Here is a 22550-nt window from a genome sequence, read left to right on the forward strand (position 1 = left end):
CTTATCCATATCTCCAGGTTATGAGCTAACAGATTGGAGCATTTCTAAAGGTTCTAGAGGTTTTAGGAACTTTCTTGTATTTAAAAACCATTTAAACTTTTCCAGTCCCGCAGGGACTGCGAGAAAAGTAAAAGAGAAACCATACCAATTGCTAATTTTAGACTTTATCGTTTAGAGCTTAGAGAACTGGAAATGCGAGCAAATGTCCCATTAGAATATCCCTATGAGTCTTGAGGAAATCATATCTTTGGACAGAAAGTACATTTTACCTTTTTACAGTAGGTTTAACCTAGGATTTACCAAAGGTTATGGAGCATATCTTTGGGGTTACGACAACAAAAAGTATCTTGACTTTACTTCAGGAATAGGAGTCCTCAATTTTGGACATTCTAACAAGGACATACTCAAACTCTTGGTAAACCAAGCAAAAAGACTGATGACTACTTCAAATCTTTTTTATTCTGAGGAGAGAGTGAAACTAGCTAAAGCTTTGGTGGATATAACGTTTGATGGTGGGGTTTTCTTCTCAAATAGCGGAGCTGAGGCAAATGAATCGGCAATAAAAATTTCAAGATTTTTCGGAAAAAGTATTGCGAAAGACAAATTCGTGATTCTCTCACTCACTGGTTCATTTCATGGTAGGACACTAGCAACGATAACCGCAACAGGGCAAAAGAAATACCAGAAAAATCTGGATCCTCTACCACAGGGCTTTGAATATGTAGAGTATAACAATATTGAAGATCTTGAGAAAAAATTTAACGAAAGGGTATGCGCAATTATGCTTGAAGCAATACAAGGTGAAGGAGGAGTAAGACCTCTGAGTAAGGAATTCGTAGAAAAGGTAAAGGAGCTGAGCGGTAAATATAAAGCATTGGTAATTTTTGATGAAGTGCAAACAGGAATTGGTAGAACAGGAAAATATTTTGGCTATCAACACTATGACATCGTTCCTGATATGATAACTATCTCAAAAGCGTTAGGTGGAGGACTACCCATGGGAGCAACTATATTAAAAAGAGATTACTTTGACCTGTGTGAGCAAGGAATGCATGCATCAACAATGGGAGGCAATCAGCTAGCATCAGCTGTTTCCTTAAAAGTATTAGAACTACTTACAAAGACTCAGGTTCTCTCCAACGTCAAAAAAATCAGCGATATTCTCTTTTCGGAGCTTGAGGAACTAAAAACTAAAAATTCTGTAATAAAAGAAGTAAGAGGCAAAGGACTTATGATAGGAATTGAATTTGACGAGAAAGTGAAAGTTATAGACGTTATAAACAGTATGATTAAGGAAGGTGTCTTGACCTTAAGATCTGGAGAGAACACTCTAAGGCTTCTTCCACCACTTATAATTGGGGAAAGAGAAGTTTACATCTTTCTAAAAGCTTTTAAGAAAGTGCTTGCTTCTGTGTGAGATTACTAATATCCTGAAAGGAAAGGGCATTTTTAAAGCTGTATCAAGGATGGTTTAAACAGGTTTTCTAATATGCTTTTGATACTTTTCGTTGATTTCTAACATTATTGTTTACCTATATTGACAGTTTTTTGACAGTTTTAACTTCCTTTGCTTGCGGAGAGGTTAGGAGACTAGTTGTTTCTATATAACCTTAGTAAAAACTTTTTCTTGCTCTGAGTATTCCGATTTTATAAAATATGTATATGACCGAAAAGGACAAAGCACTATTAAATCTGTCGGTAAAGAAGAAGCTAAGAGAACCTGATTATGTTTTGGATGATGAAACTCTTAAGCTTGAGACTCCGAAGTTTTTCAGGAAGAAAATAGAGGAGAAGATAACAGAGGAAGAGAAAAGGCTTAAAGAGTTAGAAAAAGAGATTGAAAGATTAGAGGAAGAGATAGAGAGAAAGAACGAAGAGCTTGCAAAACTTGAGGAAAACATTTTAGAAAGAGCAAACGAGAAAGCTTCCAAGATAATAGAAGATGCGGAAAAGGTAGCTTTCAATAAAGTTAAGTCATCTCTTGAAGAAAAAAACATAAACATCAGAGAAGCAGAAAAAGAGAGAGAAAGGATAATTGAGGAAGCGAAAAAGGAAGCCGAGAGAATCATTCAAGAAGCTAGGAGGCAGGCAGAAGACATAAAAAAGGAAGCTTACGAAAATGGATTCTCTCAAGGAATTGAGGATGGGTTTAACCAAGGTAAGCAAGAAGTAGTAATACTCTCAACTAGGCTTAGAGAAATAACCTCATACATTGCCAACAAAAGGATGGAGATAATAAACAAATCTGAAAGAGAGGTAGTTGAACTTGCTCTTGAGGTTGTCAGAAAAGTCCTTAAGGAAATAAGAGAAAACGAAAGAGATCTTGTCATAAGACAAATAAAATATGTTCTCTCCAAACTTGCAGGTTCAACGAAATTCATAATCCGCATAAACCCCGCAGATTTTAACGTAGTCTCTCAACACAAAGAAGAATTCTTTAAGATTGTAGAAGAAGGTAGCGACATAAAAATCATTGAAGACCCATTTGTTGAACAAGGGGGATGCACCGTTGAAGTTGATACCACAACTGTTGATGCACAAATAACTTCCCAACTCATTGAGATAGAGGAGAAAATCAAATCTCTTCTCCCATAACACATTATGACAATAAAGGATGTTATAAATTATCTATACAGATTCAAAAGTCCCATACTCCTGATAGGAGATACTACAAGCTTAAAAGGATATGTTAACACCAGAGAAATAATTACTTTGATGAATGTAGGGTTTGATGAAGTAGAAAGCATACCCAGAGAAGCTAAAGTAAACGATATACTCTCTCTGCCCAAGGATGATGTAAAAAACTCAGAAACTTTTCCCATCTTAAACTTGCAAAACAACAGCATAGATTTAATCTCTAGGAAAGAACTTTTCTATTTTATTGACAAAGATCTCTCGCATCTGGAAATAGACTTTGAGATTCTGCTCCGTAACCTTCCACTACCTATAGTGATAACGGACAGATTTAACAACATAGTGTGGATTAATCTAAAATTTCTGGAGCTTACTGACCTCAACGATGAAGAGATAATAGGTAGAAATGTGAATTTGTTATTCCAAGGAGAAAAAAAGAAGACAGTAATAAAAGGCAAAGAATACACTGTCGTGCTTTCTGAGATAATTGTCTACGACATCAAGGTAAAAACTTTTGTCTTTGTTCCTAAAACCTAATTCTACATATCTTTTGGTTTCCCTTTCTGAGCAAAAAGTCATCAGCAACCCTAATTTTACCATAAAATACTCCAGCAACCTTTTTGTTTATCTCTACCACTGCCACCCTTCTCCTACTACTAAAGGTAACCTTCTCATCAATGAGAATATCTTTCAGTTTCTTTTCGCCAAAACCTAAATCTATCGTGTCTCCATCTCGCCTAGGTCTTATCAAAATCTCTGCAATATTTCCTAGATTCAACCACATTATTCCCTCTTTACTTTCTCCTTTAATTCTCTCAAGAGTTTCATCACTAATCTTCTCTTCTTTTATCTCAACTTCAACCCCAAAGTAAGAAGTTACTTTTACCCCAGAAACGATAAATGTTTTAGGTTCCAGAAAACATTCTTCCTTCTTAGAAATCCTTAGCATTTCATACTCTCTTACAACCTCATGGCTCTTAAACTCCAAAAGCTTTTTGTTTCCAGTTAGTTTATTTTCCGAGGTAATAGCTTCAATTATCTTTCTGTTGGTTCTAACTCCCATAATTTTAAGACACCTAGCTATAACTTCCTCCTCAACAAACTTTCCACTTTTCTTGAGTTTTCCTAGATCAACTACGAGACCATTTTCTTCCCTCTTAACACAACTCCTAAATACCTTTGAAGAAACTCCATCAATAAACCTCTTCAACTTCCAGATATCCCTTATCAATTGATCTAGTTTTGACTCAAACGCAGGAAATCTTGCATTGATTGACGGAATTATTACATTTCTTATGTAATTCCTCTCGTATGAAAGATCGTAATTTGTTTCATCTGACACAAACTTGATATCATTCTCCTTCAAGTAGCTTATAATTTCTTCCTTTCTGCACTCAATAAGAGGTCTTATTATATTCCTCAGCTTAGGTCTTATTGATGAGAGTCCTCTCAATGATGTTCCCTTAAATAACCTCAGCAGAAAGGTCTCAACGTTATCGTTGAGGTGGTGGGCAGTTGCTATCTTGTTGAACCCTTTGTTTCTCAAAACTTTATTAAAGATCTTATACCTTACTAATCTTCCTGCCTCCTCTAAAGACAATCTCTTTTCTTTGGATATCTTTAAAATATCTTCTCTGAAAGTAATTATTTCAATACCTCTTTTTCTACAAAAATCTATACAAAAACTTTCATCCTCTACTGCAGTAATTCTGATGCCATGATTTACGTGCACTGCCATCAATTCTATGTCTAACTGGTGCTTGAGTTTATGGAGAATGTGTAGCAAAGCTGTTGAATCTGCTCCCCCAGAAAATCCTACTACTACCCTGTCTCCTTTGGAAAGCAGAGAAAATTTATTTATAGTTTTCAGAACTTTTTCTTCAAGGTTAGACATGTTCCTTCACAATTTTATTCCCCTCACTCATTTATTTGCGAATTTCCATAGATTCCAACAATAAACTCCTATTAGATGAGTAATCAGGATTCTAAACTTTTCGCTTACTTACTTCCTAAGTACTCCCAAGGAGTGAGATTGTCCTTAAGATTTGTTACAAGTAGGCTCATTTTCTGAGAGCTGTCAAGCTTTTGAGGACATTCTCATCTTCAGGTTTTCCTATCTTATAACCTAAACCAAACTATTAACCATCATACAAAAAATTTTAGACTTACCAAAATAGATCAAAGGTCACGTTGGAAGTCTTAAATATTTTGCTTTGATCCAAAATACCTTCTATTCCTTCCTCAGAGATGAAGCTTTTCCAGCTAAACCTAGGCCTCCTCGCAAGTTATATGCCCTAAATCCCAAGTTTCTCATCTTCAGTGTTGCTGAGTAACTTATTCTACCTGTGTTGCAAAATACTAAGATTTTGTGAGTCTTTTTGTATGGCTTAAGTTCTGCTAACCTTTTTTCCAACTCTTCCAAGGGAATATTTATGGCACCAGGAAGGGTTGAGATCAAAAACTCTTCTTTAGTCCTAACGTCAAGAAGTACAACATCTCCTCCGAGTTCCTTCACATCATCAATTTCTATGGATTCATATTTTGCGGTTCTTTTTAGGTTGATCAATTCCTCAACCTTCCTACACTTAGAACAAATCTCCGAAGATGAAGGCATACCGCAGATCTTACAACTCAAAACTTCTTCACCTTTCTCTCTATTATCCACAATAAGAGGTATCAGCTTCTTTCTAAATACCGAAAGTAACCTAAACTTGACGTCAGGTTGTTTATCTTCAAGCTTATCAAGTATAGCCTTTACATCTTTTATAGGAGTAATTTCTCCGTAAGGGCAGTCACACTCTCCCACTGGGAGTTTATTCAGATAAACATAATAAAGATCCTCTATCTCTGGCGTTGTTATAAGGGGTTTTATCTTTCTTGGGTGCTTAGGCAAAAGAGGATTTATAACAGGTTTGAGTCTTTTAATACTCTCAAAGTCGCCATTGAAGAAGAGAGAAAGCATTGTAGATACGGTGTCGTCTAAATTATGTCCTGTAGCAAGAGCATTTGCTTCAACCTTAACAGCCATTCTTGTAAAGATGTTTCTCTTTATGGTTCCACAGATAGAACACATCTTATGTTTATACTTGGTCATCAGAAAATCATCTATGGTATATCCTTCGCTTCTAAGATCATATACCTCCAAAGGAACTCTCAGCTTTTCAGCAAGTTCGCCAACCTTTTCCTGAAGGTGATCAGAGTAATATTTTATTCCCAGATTTATATAGAAAGACAAGATATCTACCTCTGGAAAAGCTTTTTTCAGAGCGTGTAATAAAGCTACACTATCCTTTCCCCCCGAAACGGCAACTACTACCCTTTCTCCAGGCTTGAACATCCTAAATTCTTCTACTGTTTTTCTCACTCTCCTAACAAAAAATTCTGAAAAACATTCAGGACATAGCTTCTTTTTACTATACCTGATGTTTACTAGTGCCTCTTCACTACAGTTATTACATCTGCCCAAAGACTTCAACTCTAACCCAAAAGAACCTATTCCACACTTGCTATAGCTTAACCGCATAACTGTACATAGATTATAATTTAAAATCTACCAAAGATACCAATTGTAAGTGAACAAAAATATCCAATTTCATAACCCTAAACTATGAATCGTCTCGCAAAAAATTTTAGACTTTATTGCTAACTACCCAGAAAATTTGAAATACTTTGGAAAACTCTTTTATCATCAAGAGCTATGAAACCCATTGTTTTACCTGTTTTTGAAAGGTTTATCTTCAAAGTAAACTTGTTTGGTGTTGAATTCGGAGCAACCTGGTATGGAATGATGTATGCCTTAGGTTTCTTAATAGGATACTTAATTCTTCTCTACTGGGTTAAGATAAAAAAGATAAAACTCTCGTATGACGAAGTTTTTGATGTAGTATTCATCGTATTTATAGGACTTATCCTTGGGGCTAGGATAGGGTATATAGTTTTCTACAATCTTCCGTACTATCTATCCAACCCTCATAAGATGATAGCAGTTTGGGAAGGAGGGATGTCATTCCACGGAGGACTAATAGGAGTGATAGTAGCAGTCATAATATATGCAAACATCAAAAAGTATCATCCATTTGATATACTTGACTTAATCTCAATGATTGCACCAATAGGACTTGGGCTTGGTAGAATAGGCAACTTCATAAACCAAGAACTTTACGGAAGAGTAGCAGAAGGAATACCTTGGGCTATGGTTTTTCCAACTGATCCTCAAAGATTACCAAGACACCCTTCACAACTCTATGAAGCCTTTCTAGAGGGAGTAGTGCTATTTATAATTCTTTTCGCAACAAGAAACAAGAACTTACCCGTGGGGGTAAGAGCATCTCTCTTTGGTATACTCTACGCCGTGTTCAGAATACTCGTTGAGTTTTTCAGAGAACCCGATGCTCATATAGGATACATACTAGGATTCTTGACAGCTGGTCAAATTCTCAGTCTTTTACTGCTAATAGCGGGAACTTTGTTGTTACTTTACTTTAGAAAACAAAACATCCGCTCAAGAATACTAGTCTATGGGAAGAACCCCTCTAAATAAGAGAATACTGAAGTTCGTAAACTTCACTTTCCTATTCACTTTTTCAGTAATTATCTTCTTTTTATCTCTAGGAATATTTATCCTTTCACCTGACAAATTCATCAACACAGTAAGCAAGCACGCAAAAACCATAGTTGTGATTATTACCCTATTACTCACGATCCAGACTATCTCTAAGGTAATTGAGTATTATTCTATTGAAAAGACCAGATCAACAAGAAGACAGATAATAGTATCTGTGCTTCTTTTAATGTTGTCTCTAATTACGCTAGTATCTTCAGAATTGATTGAAATAAGGAAATATGAGGATCTATTGTTCGGTTCTGTGTTGCCTATCTTTTTGATATGTTCTGTAGGAATACTAACTTTCACCAATATAGCTAAGCTATTCTATATCTACCCATCTTTACTCTTCATAATAGCTTCAGGAGTGATGATTATTGCTTCTGCAACACTACTACATCTACCAATATCTTCATCAACTGGTGAACCCTTACCTCTTATTGATACCCTCTTTGTGGCAACTTCTGCAGTATCCTGCACAGGCTTAAGCACAATAAGCGTAGGTAAGGAGTTGTCCTTTGTTGGGCAAATGATACTCATGATAACTATACAGTTAGGAGGATTGCTGATAATATTCATATCCACAATAGGCATTCTGTTCGGGTTTGTATCTGGAGATGTAATAATGAAATTAAGGATGGGCTCATTCTTTGAGGTAAGAGGAGTAGTTGAAACTCAAAAGCTTATTCTAAAATTTGTATTAGTTGCCTTTACATCACAAATACTCGTAGCAATACTACTCTTACCCTATTTCTTGGAAGTTGAAAAAGATCTCGGAAAAGCAATCTTCTATTCTATATTCCATGTTGTTTCTGCGTTAAATAATGCAGGATTCTCAACCTACGATGACAGTCTCGCAAGATTTAACAACAATCCTTATTTCTTGATGTTGATTGCCTACTTAATACTCCTAGGAAACACAAGCATTATAACCGTAACCGAAATAGCTGAATACATAAGGGTAAAAATAAAAAACTTTGTAAACCATCTGCTACACAGAAAAAAAACAGAGGTTTTTCGCTTCTCTCTTTTTTCTAAAATAGTCCTTACAACGCACTTAGTTCTTATCCTGTTTGGTACAACTGTCATCCTCATATTTGAAGCAGAAAACCTCCTAAAACAAGCAAAACATCCCCTTGTAGAAGCACTTTTTGGTAGCATTTCACTTAGAACTGCTGGTTTCTCTTCGTTTGATTTTTCACAAGCTAAAGATCCAACATATCTGTTTTCTTCCTTACTTATGTTTATAGGAGGTGGCTCTATATCTATAGCAGGTGGTGTTAAGATGAACACAATAGCATTGTTTGTGATATCTCTATTTGCCTTTCTTAGAGCATACCCAAGTCTATACTCGTTTAAGAGAGAGATTGATTTTTACTCGCTTCTTAAAGCAAGTGCAGTAGTTGTCGGAGCTATCTCACTACTCACCGTTTGTGTCATAGCATTTTACGAGTTTGTTAAGGAAGAGAGATTTTCAAAGATAGTTTTTGAATTAACTTCAGCATTTGGAACAGTTGGAATGAGTAGCGGGTTGACAAGTAAGAATCTATCAATTCCTGCGAAGTTGATATTAATCTTCTTAATGTTCTCTGGAAAAATAGGACTCATAACAGTTCTATCAATATTAGCAAGAAAGTCTACAAGGTATCTTGGAGCCTTTCCTAAAGAAAATCTCATCGTTGGCTAAAATAGGACTTTGTAAAATCAAATGCCCTTTTAAAGCTCTCATAAACTATAAGCTCATACTGTCTCACATCTTTAAAAGGATAATAACTAAACATAGTGTAAGTTACATTATTGTTCTTACACAAAAATATATCAGAATCCGCAATCTCTAAGTGATCTCTTACACCTCCATCCAAAACATAGTTGCACTCTTCCTCAGTTTCTGAAGTTTGTCTTTCCAAAAGATAAGAAGTCTCAAAATAGTATCTCTCATAAGGTCTTGCGGGAACTACTCCCTTTATCTCCCCAAAGTATGCTTTCGGAATATTTATGTTTGGGAAAACATCAGGAGGAATAGCATTTATCGGATAAAAATCAATCAGTTTTGATGCAAAAAAAGCAGATTGTTTAAAAAGAACCTCATCTACTTCTCCCCAATTGACATTAACCGACAAAGAAATTGACCTTATCCCAAGCATCGCAGACTCTCTTGCTGCTGAAAACGTTCCGGAGTAATATATATCAAGGCCAAGATTTGGCCCTGCATTAATTCCAGACACAGTTATGTCTATCTTCTCCTTTATTAGAGACAATAAAGCAATCTTCACACAGTCCGCAGGCATAGCATCAATTGAAAATATCCTCTGATCAACTTTCCTCACCTTTATGCTCCTAAATACAGTTATGGAGTGAGAAGACCCACTCCTATTACTATTCGGAACAACCATATACACATTGTGTTTCTTTGAAAGTTCATCGTATAGGAACTTAGAAGGCAGACTGTCAATACCATCATCATTAACTATAAGTATGTTCATATTCTTCTCCTAAAGTAAGTTAACAAAGTATAATTGAGAACTTTATAGAATTGACAATTTCGTAAGGCTAAAAAACATAGCAAAATGAGCTACAAAGAGACCTAAATTTGCCTACTTAGGATAAAACTAATCTCCACAGTATCACTTTATATCAAGATTCAAGCGTTTATTGAAAAAGCATCTACCCAATCCTGACAGGGACTGCGAGAGAAAAAACTATACTTTATCGTAAATTCTATACTCTATTGCACTCGCACGAAAAATTTGTAACCTTGAATAGCGCTTCAAGAAAATTATAAAATTAGTCCAGAAAGGACAGTAACATGGCAAAGATTGTATTTTTTGAGATCAAGGAACAATGGGAAAAGTCTTTTTATCAGAAGGAGCTTAAAGGTCACGAGATCAAATTCTTCAAACAAACCATCAAAGATTCAAAACTAGAACTTTTCAAAGATGCTGAGATAATATCAACCTTCATCTACTCCAAAGTAACCAAAGAATTAATAGACTCCTTGCACAATCTCAAATACATAACCACAAGGTCAACAGGATTTGATCATATTGACTACAGTTACGCCAAGCAAAAAGGAATACCTGTCTCTAACGTTCCAAATTACGGAGAAAATACTGTTGCAGAACACACATTTGCTTTGATCTTATCACTATCAAGAAACATACATAAGACCTATGTAAGAACAATGAGAGGCGACTTTTCAATTGAAGGGCTTAGAGGGTTTGACCTTAGGGGTAAGAGAATGGGAGTTATAGGAACAGGTAAGATTGGCTTGCATGTGGTAAAAATGGCTCTGGGGTTTGGAATGGAGGTTGTAGCATACGATAGAAATCCAAACACTCTTATGAGTAGTTTACTTGGCTTTAAATATGTTAGTCTTGACGAACTTATACGCACTTCAGATATAATATCCCTACACATTCCCTACTTTCCAGAAAACTATCATATCATAAACATTGAAACCGTAAAGAAGATGAAAAAGGGGGTTATAATAATAAACACCTCACGAGGAGCACTTGTGGACAATAACGCTCTAATATATGGGCTGAATAAGGGAATAATCGCAGGTGTAGGACTTGATGTTATAGAAGGTGAAGAAGAACTGATGAGAGAAGATACTCTTATAACTGACTCCACAGATTATTCAAAAGTCGTAACTGCCCTCCAAAGTAATATACTTCTACATAGAGAAAATGTTGTGTTTACTCCCCACAACGCCTTCAACAGTGTTGAAGCTGTAAGAAGAATAGCACAAACTACAGTAGACAATATAAATTCCTTCTTAAAAGGTCTCTACATCAACGTGGTAAACAAGTAAGGATTCCAAACTTTTTACTTATTCCTTTTGGTTCTAGATAGTATCCACCAGTTACAAAACTTCGTTTCATACTAAGCTTCTTAAGCGCCCATTGAGAGTAGTGTTCACTCAATCCCAATATGGATCGCAAGAAAAATAATATCTAATTGTCAAATTTGAATTTATTGAATCACCTCCTAATAGATTCCGATTTTCAGCTGGTAGCTAAGCAAGATTCTACACTTTTTACTTACCCCTTTAGTTCCAGATAGCACTCATTTAATAACAAAATTTCACTTCATACCAAATCTCCTAAGTATTTGTTGGGAGAAGTGTTTACTTGGTCCCTAAAAGATTGTGAGAAAAATAGACAGAAGATCTCTCTTAGTTGTAAATTCTGGACTTTATTAACTACTTCCAATCGTAGTTGATTACAGAAAACCAGTAGAATTATACTATATGTAAAAGCCAGGAGTTTCGGAGGTTAGCTATGTTCTCACTGACGATGAGAATGATATTTATAATTGGAGCGTTATTCGGAATACTTTATCTTGTCATTGCGTTAGTTGGTGAACAAGGAGTAGTATTTAATCTTGTAGTTGCGGGGATAATTCTACTGATACAATACCTTATCTCTCCCAAGATCGTTGAGTGGACCATGAGAGTAAGATATGTTTCTGAGAGTGAAGAGCCGGAACTGCATAGGATGGTTGAAGAACTTGCACGAAATGCAGGTATACCTAAGCCCAGAGTAGGCATATCTGATATGCCTATTGTTAATGCATTTGCTTTTGGAAGAAGCATAAGGGATGGTAGAGTTGTTGTAACCTCTGAAATAATGAGAGTTCTCAGTAGAGATGAGCTAAGAGCTGTATTAGGACACGAAGTAACCCATATAAAAAACAGAGACATGATAGTAATGACAATTGTCTCAGTAATTCCTATGGTTCTTTACAATCTAGCGTTTTTCTTTATGCATTTTGGTGGGAATAATAGAGAAAGTGGAAGTATGGGAGCACTTATAGGTATTTTTATGCTTTTGCTTTACTTTGTCTCAAACTTGTTAGTGCTTGCTATATCAAGGGTAAGGGAATATTTAGCAGACTACGGTTCTGTCAAACTTGGCAACCCTCCAAGGTATCTAGCAAGTGCCTTGTATAAGATTGTCTACTCCTCTGCAGTAGCACCTGAAGAAGATAAAGCTCAAGTATCCGGAATGAAAGCATTCTTCCTAAACGATCCTAATTCAGCAGAATCTGAAATAACAGAACTTGTTCAACTTGACAGAAATAAGGACCTAAGCATAGACGAATCAGAATTACAGCAAATAAGGCGAAGTAGGGTAAAAATATCCCTGGCAGAGAAACTTATGGAACTCTTTACTACACATCCCAATATGCTAAAGCGAATAAAGAAACTCTCAGAGTATGTATAACTCTAGGAATGTCATAGCAATCGTTGTTGCAGGAGGTAGGGGAAAAAGATTTTCAGAAACTTTGCCAAAACAATTCCTTGACATAGGTGGGAAAGCCCTCATAGAGTATTCCTTAGCTACCTTCAACGATAACCCCTACATTGACGAAATCATTGTAGTAACAAACCCCTTACACACCGACAGAACCAAGAAGATATGCGAAAAATTCTCGAAGATCAGCAACGTCATCCTAGGTGGTGAAACCCGTAGTATCTCTTCAAGAAACGGTGTGTTCTCTGTAAAAAATACAAACTCTTACATTTTAATACACGACTCTGCAAGACCTCTAGTTAGCAACAATTTGATAAAAAGACTTCTTGATAATGTTGAAGAAACAGGAGCAGTAATACCCTGTATACCTTCTCCAGATTCCCTCATAGCCGTGGAAAATAGCTTTGGAGTTCAAACTTTGGACAGAAGAAACATCCTAAGAGTCCAGACTCCTCAGTGCTTTAAGTATGAGGTAATATACACTGCTTACAAAGCTACGGAAGAGTTACCAATAGATTACCCTGATGACAGCTCTATCGTTATACAAAAATCCCTAACAAAAGTCAAAGTCATTGAAGGAGACATTCATAACATAAAGATTACCACTAAAGAAGATGCAAAAATTTTTCTCTCACTACTCAATAGTAAACATAACTTTACCTAGATTAAACTAGAACTAAAAAACTGATTAAAAAACTAAAGACTGTGAATTTAAGAGATCCGAAGAAGAACTAAAGATATCACCTAAACTCAAAACAACGAGAGCAATTGACTTACTGCATCGCTAAAGTTTACCTTCTCAAACATATCCTGTTTTATGTAATTCATCATTTTATCAATATACTTGAGAGCCATATCTATTTTAGGATTAGAACCTGGCACATACGCCCCTATGTTTACAAGATCCTGATTCTCCTTATACACCGACATAAGTTCCTTAAATCTGTACACTTTTTCCAGATGTTCCTTTGAGACAATTTCTGGCATTAGCCTACTTATGCTTAAGAGAACATCAATTGCTGGATATACCCCTGCAGAAGCAAGATTTCTAGAGAGAACGATGTGTCCATCTAAAACAGCTCTGACATGATCTGAGATAGGTTCGCTTATATCATCTCCCTCAACTAACACTGTATAAAAGGCAGTTATACTTCCTTTTTCGGTGCTACCAGCCCTCTCAAGAAGCCTTGGTAGTTTTGTGAATACTGTTGGAGTGTAACCTCTGGTTGTGGGAGGTTCTCCCATTGAGATAGAGATCTCTCTCTGCGCAAATGCAAGTCTTGTGAGAGAGTCCAAAAGAAGCATAACATTGTATCCCTTATCTCTAAAAAACTCCGCTATTGCAGTAGCAGTATATGCACATCTAAGTCTTGCCATAGGTGGTTCATCTGAAGTTGCAACAACTACTACACTCCTTTTCATTCCCTCATCTCCTAAATCTCTCTCTAGAAACTCCTTGACCTCTCTCCCTCTTTCACCAACCAGTGCCAAAACCGTGATGTCTGCAGAAGTATTTCTAGCAATCATACTTAGCAAAGTGCTCTTACCTACACCACTTCCCGAAAATATTCCCATTCTCTGCCCTTCACCTACCGTCAGAAGCCCATCTATTGCTCTTATTCCAGTCTGTATCGGTTTTGATATCCTACTTCTACTTAGAGATGAAGGTGGATCATTATCAACATAGTAGTAGTTCTCAACCTTGAAAGCCCCACCTGCTAAGACATCACCATAGGCATTTAAAACCCTTCCTCTCATCTCTTCACCAACTGGTATATCCATCTTCGTCCCAGTGTTAAAAACCTTAGCAGAAACAGGAATACCCACTACATTACTAAAGGGCACAAGAAATACTCTGTCTTTATCAAACCCTACAACCTCTGCCTTTAACCTTTTTTCCCCAACCTCTATCTCACATATGTCTCCAATTGAAGAAAAAGGTCCCCGACTTTCTATCAACACTCCTGTTACTTTTATTACCCGTCCTGTTGACTTTACGTATTCGTTCCTCTGAACACTATTTATATACTTTTCAAAAACCCCCATACGCTTAATTTTGTATCACCCATGAAAGCAAAGTCAAAGACACTTCTCTTAGCTAGTAAATTCCAATTTCCACAGTGTCACTTTACATTAAGCTTCAAGTCTTTACCGAGAGAACATTTTGCCCAGTCCCGCAGGGACTGCGAGAGAAGTAAAAAACTATACCTAACTTTTAAATTTTAGAATTTATTAACTCTTAACGATCCAAACAGATTTACACAAGGACTCAACTGTGCATTAAAGGAGGTCCCTTACTTTTTAAGGATTTCCTCTATTGCTTTAGCCTTAAGAAATCTCTTATTTATTTCTTCCCAATCTGCATACTTTATTATCTCAAGAATATAGGACTTTCTATCTGACCCAAAGTCAATGAAATACGCATGTTCGTAGACATCTATTGTCCAAACAGGCCATGTTTCCCATACCCCTCCCTGATTGTGAGCATCTGCTAGGAAGTTGCGAATTTTGCCATCTCTGAAATCATAAGCAGTAATAGCCCAACCTCTTGCTGACATTGCACATGCAACAACATCTTCAATAAAAGCATCCCATGACCCAAAATCTTCCTTCACCTTCTTAACAAATTCTAGCTCATCACTAGGTTGTTTAGGAGTAGGAGTAAGTGTAGCAAAATAAAGCTCGTGCAATATCTGTCCATTGGCATTAAAAGTCTCCTCAAGCTTTAATTCTCTGTAAACACTGTAAGAAGCAACAGCTTTAGTTTTATCCGCAGTCTTCAGTGACTCATCAATCTCGTTCCTTTTGTTCACATACCCCGTATACAGTTTACCGTGGTGTATGTCCATAGCCTTAGAAGAAATTGGACGAATTGCATCACTACTAAACTTTAGCCCAACTACATTAAAAGCCATACTCACCTCCTTACATCTAAGCTCCAAAACCTTGAAAGCACTCTCAATCCACCTTAACCCTATACACAAAGTTTTGGAAGCTTTGTTTTGAGCAAAATATACTAAAACTTACAAAATTTGTCAAGTTTGCATCTTAGCTCCCAGAGGAGTTCCCATTATCTTACAATATCTTTTAGTGATACAGTTATATCGTTGAGATTTTTACTGAGTTTTTCAAGGTTTACTATCAAGTTGCTTATATTACCTTTGTTTCTTTTCAACTCTTCAGTTATCTCGGAGATATCGCTTGTTATCTCTTTTAGATTTTTCAGAGTTTTTGGTATATTTTCATCCTGGAGAGACATTTGCATTTGGTTAAGAGCTATTATCAGCTCACTCACAAGTAACGGAAGTCTCTCGCTTAGCAAGGTATTAACCGAAGGCAAAGTAGTTGTATTTAACTTTGCAACAGAGAGATTAACATTTGTAAGAATAGTATTTATATTCTCCAAGGTTTTTCTAACTTCACCTTCCTCAGAAACGTAGTCAACAAGGTATGAAGTTATCAGAGAGATGTTGTTTATTATCCTGCTTATGTCCTCCTCAGGAGAGTAATATCCCCTAAGTTTTGCCAGTATCTTACCTTCATAGGTGTCAAGCGAGTAGACCATTTCACCTTCATTTAATACTCTAGCCTGATCACCACCTTGAGTGATGTCAAATTTTTTACCCCCGAGTAACTCAGATCTAACTATGAATAGTGAGTCGGATTTTACTCTGTTGGTATACTCTGAATATATTTGGAACTCAACTCTGAAAAAGTCATCACCTTGCAAAGAAACTTTTGAAACTTTACCAATAACTATCCCCTTATAGTATACCTTCTTTCCGGGAGTAACATCTGAGGCTGATTTTAAAACAGTATAGTATGTAACAGAAGGTCTAAACCACTCATTAGCCCTACCCAAAAATAGAATGAGTATGAACACCAAAAAGATGGTAACCACAACCACAGAACCCACTATCTTTTCCAAAACACTGAATTTATACATAACTTATGCAATTATAAATGCACAGAGATAGATAAATCAACAGACAAACTCAAAAGAGTGCTAAAACTTTCTGAAACTTCCCATCAAGCAAATTCCCACTACCTGACTGATCGTTTATAGCACAATTAAATTAATAAAACAAGTTTAGATAGATCAAACAAAATTAGTTGAATCAAAGCCAAAATATTTTGGTATCACTTTTTCAAGGATTTTTGGTGTCACAGCTACGCGCACAAAAATGTGCGCGGTATTACTTCATTTACTGAAGGATTTGTATTAAAATTTTACCAACTAATTTTGGTATTTGGGACCTTACAAAAATTTATCAAAAATTAGCAAATGTGCGTGCTACACGAGATTTGGTAAATTCGCAAAAGATGACAAAAAAACCAAAATATTTTAGTAGATTCACGCACAAAGCGATGCACAAAAATGTGCGTGGCGTAGCGCTAATCGTAGCCGAGGCTTTCTCAGTTTTTACCAAAATATTTTTGTATCAAAAATTTGATCCACGCACAAAGTTAACATAATTTATTCCTTACACGCACACACGCACATTCCATGCACATTCCACGCACATTGAAATGCACAAAAATGTGCGCGCTTTTCAGAGTTCTTCACTTAAGGTGTAAAATCACTTTTTACCTAAATATTTTGGTGCAAAAAATACCCCTTATAACCATTAATAATAATTTATTTTTTTTTATATTTATTATTTCTCGCACTTATTTCTCGCACTACAAGATGGCTGAAGCAGTTCTGTAGCAATTGAACATGATTTATTTTCTCCTCTTTACACCCGAATTGTATTTTCTGCCAATCCTCCTTGATAATATCATAAATATGAAGCAGGTTTCGCTGAGCAAGACCAAAGTTTTGTTCAACTTAAGAGGTTTGAGTGAAGTAACGAATGTATTTGAGAGTTTTAGAAGGATATTGGTTCTAACTGGAAAAATTCACCTTAAAGTTTCTGGAGAGTATGAAGAAATCCACCGCTTCTTCTCTTTGCTTGGCAGAGAGTTTCTAGTGATCTCTGAAGTTACACCGAATCCGACCACGGATCTTGTAGATATGTGCTACAGCATGGTAAAAGGATTTAATCCAGATGTCATAGTTGCTATTGGTGGGGGGAGTGTGATAGACACAGCTAAGGCTCTTTCAGTCAAATTACCTTATCCGGAGGTAGATCTGTGGGACTATGCGGAAGGTGTGAAAGTCGCAGAGAGGGCTGTTCCAGTTGTAGCGGTTCCTACTACATCTGGAACAGGAAGTGAAGTTAACAGAATTTGTGTCCTTACCCATCCAGGCAAAGTTCAAAAAAGGTCAATAAAGATGGAGGTTCTCTACCCAGCTTTTGCCCTACTTATCCCTTTTATGACAATAAGCTTGAACAAATTCCTAACAGCTACCACTGCCATTGACATTCTGTCTCATGCCATTGAGGCACTGGTTAGTAGAAATTCTTCCTTCATTTCGCAAGCTGTCTCTGAAAAAGCTATAAGGCTTACGATAGAAAACATATTTAAGGCTTATAACAATGGTTCCAACATAGATGCTAGGACTGAACTCCAACATGCCTCTGTGCTGTCAGGTATTGCAATAGACATTAGCGGTGTAGGGCTTATGCATGCACTTGAGCATCCCGTAAGTGCAAGGTTTCCACACATCTCCCACGGTCAAGGCTTAGCGATACTTTTCAAGAAAGTAATAGAACACAGCTTTATGTTTGCTACTAACAAATTTAGAATCGTTGCAGAAGCCATGGGAGTAAGGGTTAGAGGAAACAGTGATTTTTCTATACTTCACACCTTACTGGATGCTATTGAGTACTTACTCTCCTACCTTGACATCAACAAAAAGCTTTCAGATTTTGGTGTTGAAAAGTCTGACATAAAATATCTTGTAGACGATGTGTTGTCATATATGGTTACCTCTCTTAGGAATTCCCCTTATACTCCTAGTAGAGAAAGCATAGAGAGGATATACAAAGAGGTTTTGTATTAATACATAACTGCTGACATATAGCCGACGACAAAGTCTCTTGTTCCACTAGTGTCACCTGAGTTTAGTAATTTCAAAACTTCAACATTCTTGTTCCTAATGTTGCTTAGGTATATAAATGTTCCGAGAGGTCCTGCACCACAGGCTTCTACTTTTTTACTACCAATCAAGGATACAAACTTTTCAAAATCTCTTTCAACCAGTACTCCTGCTAGCCTGCTATCAATCTCATATGCCTCAGAGTAGGAGTGATAGTGAGAAAGATCTGTTGAAACAACTATTAGCACCTTTTTCTCAGGAAATTCATCTATAACTTCTATTAGGGTATGTGCCATTTTTGTCATAAAGGATCTTGTTTCTTCCCCATAGAGGATAGGTACGATTTCTATCTTTCCCATGAAAGCCTGATACAGAAACGGTAGTTGTACTTCAAGAGAGTGTTCCTCGTCTTGGACCCTGTAGGCAACCTCAAACCCCCCTTTGTATCTTAAAAACTCAACTATCTCTTTGTTTACCTTCAACACACCCAAAGGAATTTGGTAGTAATCTCTGTCATCTATTACGAAGAAGTTCAGATAGAAGTGGTGGCTTGGTGCTAGTATTATCGCAATGTCGTAATTTTTGCCAGCTACTGCTTTGTAAGAATATCCTGCAACCACGCCTGAGTATTTATATCCTGCGTGGGGTGATACGATGGCAAGTATGTCACTATCAAGTGTAGCCTTAGGAACGTCAGCTTCCTTTATGTATTCATTCACTACTTTCTCAAGCTGAAACTTCTCCGATGGGTAGAAAGATCCCGCATACGAGGGCTTTCTACAACTTCTGCCATCTTCCAGCATAGCTAAAATATAAAAAATCTTTTCACCCAAATCAAATAATCCCAATCTACACATCAAAACTTCCTCACCCTCTATTCCTACAGAAACCTATCTATCTCCTCCTTGAGATGTCTTGTTCCTTGCTACACTCCTCATCCATTCTTACTCGTTAAACTTGCTTTCTCAGTAAATTCCAATCCCCATTAGTTAAGTGGAATAGAGCCTAAAGGAAAAGTAGATAAGTATTCACCAAAAAGGGTATTTCTCAGTCCTAATAGAGATTACAAAGGAAATGAAAGAAAAATCATACCTAGCAGTTAATTTTGATTTATTGTTAGCTTACTTGGTGGTTTATTGAAAGTGGCTTTGATTGTTTTTATAATCCTTCAGAAGTTGAGAAGGAATAGGTATAGACCTGGTAGGAGGGGAGTATGAAGGTATACGATACTAAGGACATTGTCAATATTGCCGTGATTGGTGAACATAAGAGTGGTAAGACGTCTTTTCTTGACAGTGTCTTCTTCGTTGTGGGCAAATCCCCGGAAAAGGGGAGTGTGGATAAAGGAACGTCGGTTATGGATTTTGACCCTGAGGAAATAAAAAGAAAGATGACAATAAGGAGTAGTTATTCCTATGTTGAATACAAAGGTAAGAAAATAAACTTTATAGACACACCTGGGTTTATTGACTTCATAGGCGAGATGGAGATGGCTTTAGAGGTAGTGGAGAATATTGTTTTAGTTATTGACGCGGAAAGGGGTATAACCATAGAAACTGATAGAATATGGCATTCCGTTGATGAGCTTCATGTTGCTAAGTCTGTTGTGGTTAATAAGGTTGATACAATGACTTCAAAGTTTGAGGAAGTTGTTAGTAAGATTAAAGCTAAACTAGGTAAGCTAGCAGTGCCTATTGAGATACCGTTCTTTGAGGATAATAAATTCGTTGGGACTATAGATGTGATTCACAACTGTTTGATAGTTTATGAGGATAACGGGAGAAAGTATAAGAGACTTGATATTCCAAAAGAGTATGAAGAGGTTGTGAGTAAATATAGGGAAGAGATATTTGAGGATATATCAGACATAGATGAAGGTTTTATGGAAAAGTATTTATCTGGGGAAAAGCTTACGGAAGAGGAAATTGTGAGTGGCTTTAGGAATTGTGTGGCTAAGGGTAAGATTATACCCATATTTGCGGTGTCTTCCCTTACGAATGTGGGTGTATTGAACACTCTTGATTTAATTGTTGAGGAATTCCCATCACCTGATGTGCACAGAGAAATAACTGTCTTCAAAAACGGTGTAGAGGTGAAGGAGGATATCTCAACAGAGAACATTACTATTCTTAATCCTTTCAAGGTTAGAATTGACCCTTATACTGGAAGGATTGTATACTTTAAGGTATGGACTGGTGTTGTTAAGAGTGGTAATGAGTTTTATGTGTCCGAGACCTCTTCTACTGTGAAAATTCTTCATCCGTGTGTAGCTTTTGGGAAAACTCTTGAGGAAGTGGATGAGGTGAGAGCGGGAGATATATTTGTTGTTTCCAAACTTGAGGGGGTTAGGGTTGGACATACTCTGGTTTCCGATAAAGTGGATATTAGGATCAAGCACTTGGAGTTACCTACTCCTATCTTTTTCACTGCAGTATTGGGGAAGAATAGGGGTGATGAAGATAAATTGGCTGAGCTACTTGGGAGATTCTCAGAGGAAGATCCTTCTTTTATAGTTAAGTTTAACGACTTTTCAAAAGAGCTTGAAGTACACTGCCAAGGAGAGAACCAGTTTAACATCTATACGGAGATACTCAGAGAGAGATACAAGATAGACTTTACTCTAGATACTCCTAAGATCCCTTATAGGGAAACCATAACAAAACAAGTTGAGGCTCATTACAAGCATAAAAAACAGACAGGTGGTCATGGACAGTATGGAGAAGTTTTTATAAGGGTAGAGCCTATTGGCAGAGGAAAGGGATTTGAGTTTGTTGACCAAATAAAGGGAGGACATATACCTAAACAGTTTATACCTTCCGTTGAGAAAGGGGTCTTGAGTGCTATGGAGGAAGGAGTCTTGGGAAGGTATCCAGTTGTTGATGTGAGAGTTATTCTCTATGAAGGTTCATATCATGAGGTAGATTCTTCCGATATATCGTTTCAAATAGCAGGGTGGCATGCTATGAAGATAGCGTTGGAAAACGGAAACCCTGCAATACTAGAACCAATAATGGATGTGAAAATAATAGTTGAAGAAAGCTATATGGGCTCAATAACTGAGGATCTAAGCAGTAGAAGAGGTAGAATAAACAATATAGACAGAAAGGAGGATGGAACAGTGATAATAAGCGCTTATGTTCCTATGGCTGAGATGATAAAGTATTCTTCTGCTTTAAGTTCTATAACGAAGGGAACTGGCAGGTTTACAATGACTCTAGCTTACTACGACTTCCTACCAGAGAAATCTCAAAAAGAAGTGGCAGAGTTAGGAAGAAGGATAAAGGAAAAGATAGCATCTCATAGCTAGGTCAAATTACGGTTTTTGTTCTATAGTTGGTCATAGAATCGTCTATCGTTTCTGTGTTCTTCAACAAACTTATACTGTGCTTTACAGTAATTCGGTTACTGAGTTTATCTCTCCCAGAGACTTGCTACTGTTTGAGTTGTGAGTTACAGAAATTTTGTTTTATTATAAGGTAGGGGTAGGAAGTATGAAGTTACTATGTAGATTGTGTCTTTTAGTGGTTATCTGTGTACTTCTTCCAGGGGTATTGTCTTATGGCTACTCTAAAGTGGAGAAAATAGGGGTAATAGACTTAGTTGAGGTTTTTGACGACTTTGTTGAAAGGAAGGAAGTTGGGAAAGAGTTTAGTGTATACAAGAAAACGTCTATGGAGAAATTGGAAAAGATGAAGACAGAAATAGGAGAGCTGAGAAATAAAGTAGTGGAATTATCAAACTCTATTGTAGCTATGGGAACCAATGTAGATCCTCAACTGTTCCAGAAATACAACGATTTGCTTAAAGAATACACTAATAAGGTTGATATCTACCTAATTGAGGCTAAGAAGGTTGAAGAATCTCTGAACAAGTATAGGGATTCTTTGAAGCAATATGTGTATAAAGATATTATGGGATACATAAAGAGTTATGGTGATAAAAACGGTTTTTCTATAATATTTGACACTAGGGGTAATTTGATTTACTATTCCAAAGGAAATGATATTACGTCTGATTTGAACAAGTGGATAAAGGTGCAAGAGGATGCGAAGAAAAAATACTGAGGTTT

The 22550-nt window shown here is 36.7% G+C and carries 18 protein-coding genes; 11 read left to right on the forward strand and 7 right to left on the reverse strand.

What is annotated here, in order from left to right; all coding sequences use genetic code 11:
* Positions 1-223 precede the first annotated feature (223 nt).
* The 3 genes from ABDH28_02360 (at position 224) to ABDH28_02370 (ending at position 3171) form a co-directional block, all read left to right on the forward strand.
* Positions 224-1417 (forward strand): aspartate aminotransferase family protein, encoded by a 1194-nt coding sequence (locus ABDH28_02360; protein MEN2997866.1) that lies wholly within the window; start codon positions 224-226, stop codon positions 1415-1417.
* 245 nt (positions 1418-1662) lie between these two features.
* Positions 1663-2595, forward strand: a complete 933-nt coding sequence (fliH, locus tag ABDH28_02365; GenBank protein ID MEN2997867.1) for a flagellar assembly protein FliH — start codon at positions 1663-1665, stop codon at positions 2593-2595.
* A gap of 6 nt (positions 2596-2601) precedes the next feature.
* On the forward strand, positions 2602-3171 hold the full coding sequence (locus ABDH28_02370; GenBank protein ID MEN2997868.1) for a PAS domain-containing protein: 570 nt from the start codon (positions 2602-2604) through the stop codon (positions 3169-3171).
* On the opposite strand, the gene tilS is transcribed toward ABDH28_02370, so the two are convergent.
* Both tilS and ABDH28_02380 read right to left on the reverse strand, forming a co-directional pair.
* Positions 3161-4528, reverse strand: a complete 1368-nt coding sequence (tilS, locus tag ABDH28_02375; GenBank protein MEN2997869.1) for a tRNA lysidine(34) synthetase TilS — start codon at positions 4526-4528, stop codon at positions 3161-3163. The genes ABDH28_02370 and tilS overlap by 11 nt on opposite strands.
* 336 nt (positions 4529-4864) lie before the next feature.
* A complete protein-coding gene (locus ABDH28_02380) occupies positions 4865-6157 on the reverse strand; it encodes a TIGR00269 family protein (protein MEN2997870.1) in 1293 nt (430 codons plus the stop codon).
* 174 nt (positions 6158-6331) lie between these two features.
* On the opposite strand from ABDH28_02380, the gene lgt reads away from it, so the two are divergent.
* Both lgt and ABDH28_02390 read left to right on the forward strand, forming a co-directional pair.
* Entirely contained in the window at positions 6332-7174 is an 843-nt protein-coding gene (gene lgt / locus ABDH28_02385; protein ID MEN2997871.1) for a prolipoprotein diacylglyceryl transferase, read from the forward strand.
* Positions 7152-8924: a potassium transporter TrkG gene (locus ABDH28_02390; protein MEN2997872.1), complete on the forward strand. Its 1773-nt coding sequence runs from the start codon at positions 7152-7154 to the stop codon at positions 8922-8924. The genes lgt and ABDH28_02390 overlap by 23 nt, the downstream gene beginning before the upstream one ends.
* Here ABDH28_02390 and surE read toward each other — a convergent pair.
* A complete protein-coding gene (surE, locus tag ABDH28_02395) occupies positions 8911-9720 on the reverse strand; it encodes a 5'/3'-nucleotidase SurE (protein MEN2997873.1) in 810 nt (269 codons plus the stop codon). The genes ABDH28_02390 and surE overlap by 14 nt on opposite strands.
* A gap of 323 nt (positions 9721-10043) precedes the next feature.
* On the opposite strand from surE, the gene ABDH28_02400 reads away from it, so the two are divergent.
* The 3 genes from ABDH28_02400 to ispD all read left to right on the forward strand — a co-directional run bounded on the left by ABDH28_02400 (position 10044) and on the right by ispD (position 13159).
* Positions 10044-11051, forward strand: coding sequence for a hydroxyacid dehydrogenase (locus ABDH28_02400; GenBank protein MEN2997874.1), 1008 nt, complete (start codon positions 10044-10046; stop codon positions 11049-11051).
* A gap of 469 nt (positions 11052-11520) precedes the next feature.
* A complete protein-coding gene (locus ABDH28_02405; protein MEN2997875.1) occupies positions 11521-12465 on the forward strand; it encodes a zinc metalloprotease HtpX in 945 nt (314 codons plus the stop codon).
* Positions 12458-13159: a 2-C-methyl-D-erythritol 4-phosphate cytidylyltransferase gene (gene ispD / locus ABDH28_02410; protein MEN2997876.1), complete on the forward strand. Its 702-nt coding sequence runs from the start codon at positions 12458-12460 to the stop codon at positions 13157-13159. Before ABDH28_02405 ends, ispD begins: the two co-directional genes overlap by 8 nt.
* A gap of 86 nt (positions 13160-13245) precedes the next feature.
* On the opposite strand, the gene ABDH28_02415 is transcribed toward ispD, so the two are convergent.
* The 3 genes from ABDH28_02415 to ABDH28_02425 all read right to left on the reverse strand — a co-directional run bounded on the left by ABDH28_02415 (position 13246) and on the right by ABDH28_02425 (position 16441).
* Positions 13246-14541, reverse strand: a complete 1296-nt coding sequence (locus ABDH28_02415) for a FliI/YscN family ATPase (GenBank protein MEN2997877.1) — start codon at positions 14539-14541, stop codon at positions 13246-13248.
* Positions 14542-14789: 248 nt separating this feature from the next.
* Positions 14790-15410, reverse strand: coding sequence for a Fe-Mn family superoxide dismutase (locus ABDH28_02420; GenBank protein ID MEN2997878.1), 621 nt, complete (start codon positions 15408-15410; stop codon positions 14790-14792).
* A gap of 155 nt (positions 15411-15565) precedes the next feature.
* The gene (locus tag ABDH28_02425; GenBank protein ID MEN2997879.1) at positions 15566-16441 is read right to left on the reverse strand and encodes an MlaD family protein; all 876 of its coding nucleotides are present in this window, start codon (positions 16439-16441) and stop codon (positions 15566-15568) included.
* Positions 16442-17284: 843 nt separating this feature from the next.
* Here ABDH28_02425 and ABDH28_02430 point away from each other — a divergent pair.
* Entirely contained in the window at positions 17285-18445 is a 1161-nt protein-coding gene (locus tag ABDH28_02430; GenBank protein ID MEN2997880.1) for an iron-containing alcohol dehydrogenase, read from the forward strand.
* Here the strand turns inward: ABDH28_02430 and amrB are convergent.
* Complete coding sequence (amrB, locus tag ABDH28_02435; GenBank protein MEN2997881.1) at positions 18442-19338, reverse strand: AmmeMemoRadiSam system protein B; 897 nt, start codon at positions 19336-19338, stop codon at positions 18442-18444. The two genes, ABDH28_02430 and amrB, sit on opposite strands and share 4 nt — an antisense overlap.
* 356 nt (positions 19339-19694) lie before the next feature.
* On the opposite strand from amrB, the gene fusA reads away from it, so the two are divergent.
* Both fusA and ABDH28_02445 read left to right on the forward strand, forming a co-directional pair.
* The gene (gene fusA / locus ABDH28_02440) at positions 19695-21788 is read left to right on the forward strand and encodes an elongation factor G (GenBank protein MEN2997882.1); all 2094 of its coding nucleotides are present in this window, start codon (positions 19695-19697) and stop codon (positions 21786-21788) included.
* Positions 21789-21972: 184 nt separating this feature from the next.
* Entirely contained in the window at positions 21973-22545 is a 573-nt protein-coding gene (locus ABDH28_02445) for an OmpH family outer membrane protein (protein MEN2997883.1), read from the forward strand.
* Positions 22546-22550: the final 5 nt, after the last annotated feature.

The sequence above is a fragment of the Brevinematia bacterium genome (assembly GCA_039630355.1).
In the GTDB taxonomy this organism is placed as follows: Bacteria; Spirochaetota; Brevinematia; order DTOW01; family DTOW01; genus SKYB106.

What these genes read in the sequence shown, in the direction of transcription:
- ABDH28_02360 (MEN2997866.1), top strand. Translation starts at nt 224, where the DNA reads ATGAGTCTTGAGGAAATCATATCTTTGGACAGAAAGTACATTTTACCT.
- fliH (MEN2997867.1), top strand. Translation starts at nt 1,663, where the DNA reads ATGACCGAAAAGGACAAAGCACTATTAAATCTGTCGGTAAAGAAGAAG.
- ABDH28_02370 (MEN2997868.1), top strand. Translation starts at nt 2,602, where the DNA reads ATGACAATAAAGGATGTTATAAATTATCTATACAGATTCAAAAGTCCC.
- tilS (MEN2997869.1), bottom strand. Translation starts at nt 4,528, where the DNA reads ATGTCTAACCTTGAAGAAAAAGTTCTGAAAACTATAAATAAATTTTCT.
- ABDH28_02380 (MEN2997870.1), bottom strand. Translation starts at nt 6,157, where the DNA reads ATGCGGTTAAGCTATAGCAAGTGTGGAATAGGTTCTTTTGGGTTAGAG.
- lgt (MEN2997871.1), top strand. Translation starts at nt 6,332, where the DNA reads ATGAAACCCATTGTTTTACCTGTTTTTGAAAGGTTTATCTTCAAAGTA.
- ABDH28_02390 (MEN2997872.1), top strand. Translation starts at nt 7,152, where the DNA reads ATGGGAAGAACCCCTCTAAATAAGAGAATACTGAAGTTCGTAAACTTC.
- surE (MEN2997873.1), bottom strand. Translation starts at nt 9,720, where the DNA reads ATGAACATACTTATAGTTAATGATGATGGTATTGACAGTCTGCCTTCT.
- ABDH28_02400 (MEN2997874.1), top strand. Translation starts at nt 10,044, where the DNA reads ATGGCAAAGATTGTATTTTTTGAGATCAAGGAACAATGGGAAAAGTCT.
- ABDH28_02405 (MEN2997875.1), top strand. Translation starts at nt 11,521, where the DNA reads ATGTTCTCACTGACGATGAGAATGATATTTATAATTGGAGCGTTATTC.
- ispD (MEN2997876.1), top strand. Translation starts at nt 12,458, where the DNA reads ATGTATAACTCTAGGAATGTCATAGCAATCGTTGTTGCAGGAGGTAGG.
- ABDH28_02415 (MEN2997877.1), bottom strand. Translation starts at nt 14,541, where the DNA reads ATGGGGGTTTTTGAAAAGTATATAAATAGTGTTCAGAGGAACGAATAC.
- ABDH28_02420 (MEN2997878.1), bottom strand. Translation starts at nt 15,410, where the DNA reads ATGGCTTTTAATGTAGTTGGGCTAAAGTTTAGTAGTGATGCAATTCGT.
- ABDH28_02425 (MEN2997879.1), bottom strand. Translation starts at nt 16,441, where the DNA reads ATGTATAAATTCAGTGTTTTGGAAAAGATAGTGGGTTCTGTGGTTGTG.
- ABDH28_02430 (MEN2997880.1), top strand. Translation starts at nt 17,285, where the DNA reads ATGAAGCAGGTTTCGCTGAGCAAGACCAAAGTTTTGTTCAACTTAAGA.
- amrB (MEN2997881.1), bottom strand. Translation starts at nt 19,338, where the DNA reads ATGTGTAGATTGGGATTATTTGATTTGGGTGAAAAGATTTTTTATATT.
- fusA (MEN2997882.1), top strand. Translation starts at nt 19,695, where the DNA reads ATGAAGGTATACGATACTAAGGACATTGTCAATATTGCCGTGATTGGT.
- ABDH28_02445 (MEN2997883.1), top strand. Translation starts at nt 21,973, where the DNA reads ATGAAGTTACTATGTAGATTGTGTCTTTTAGTGGTTATCTGTGTACTT.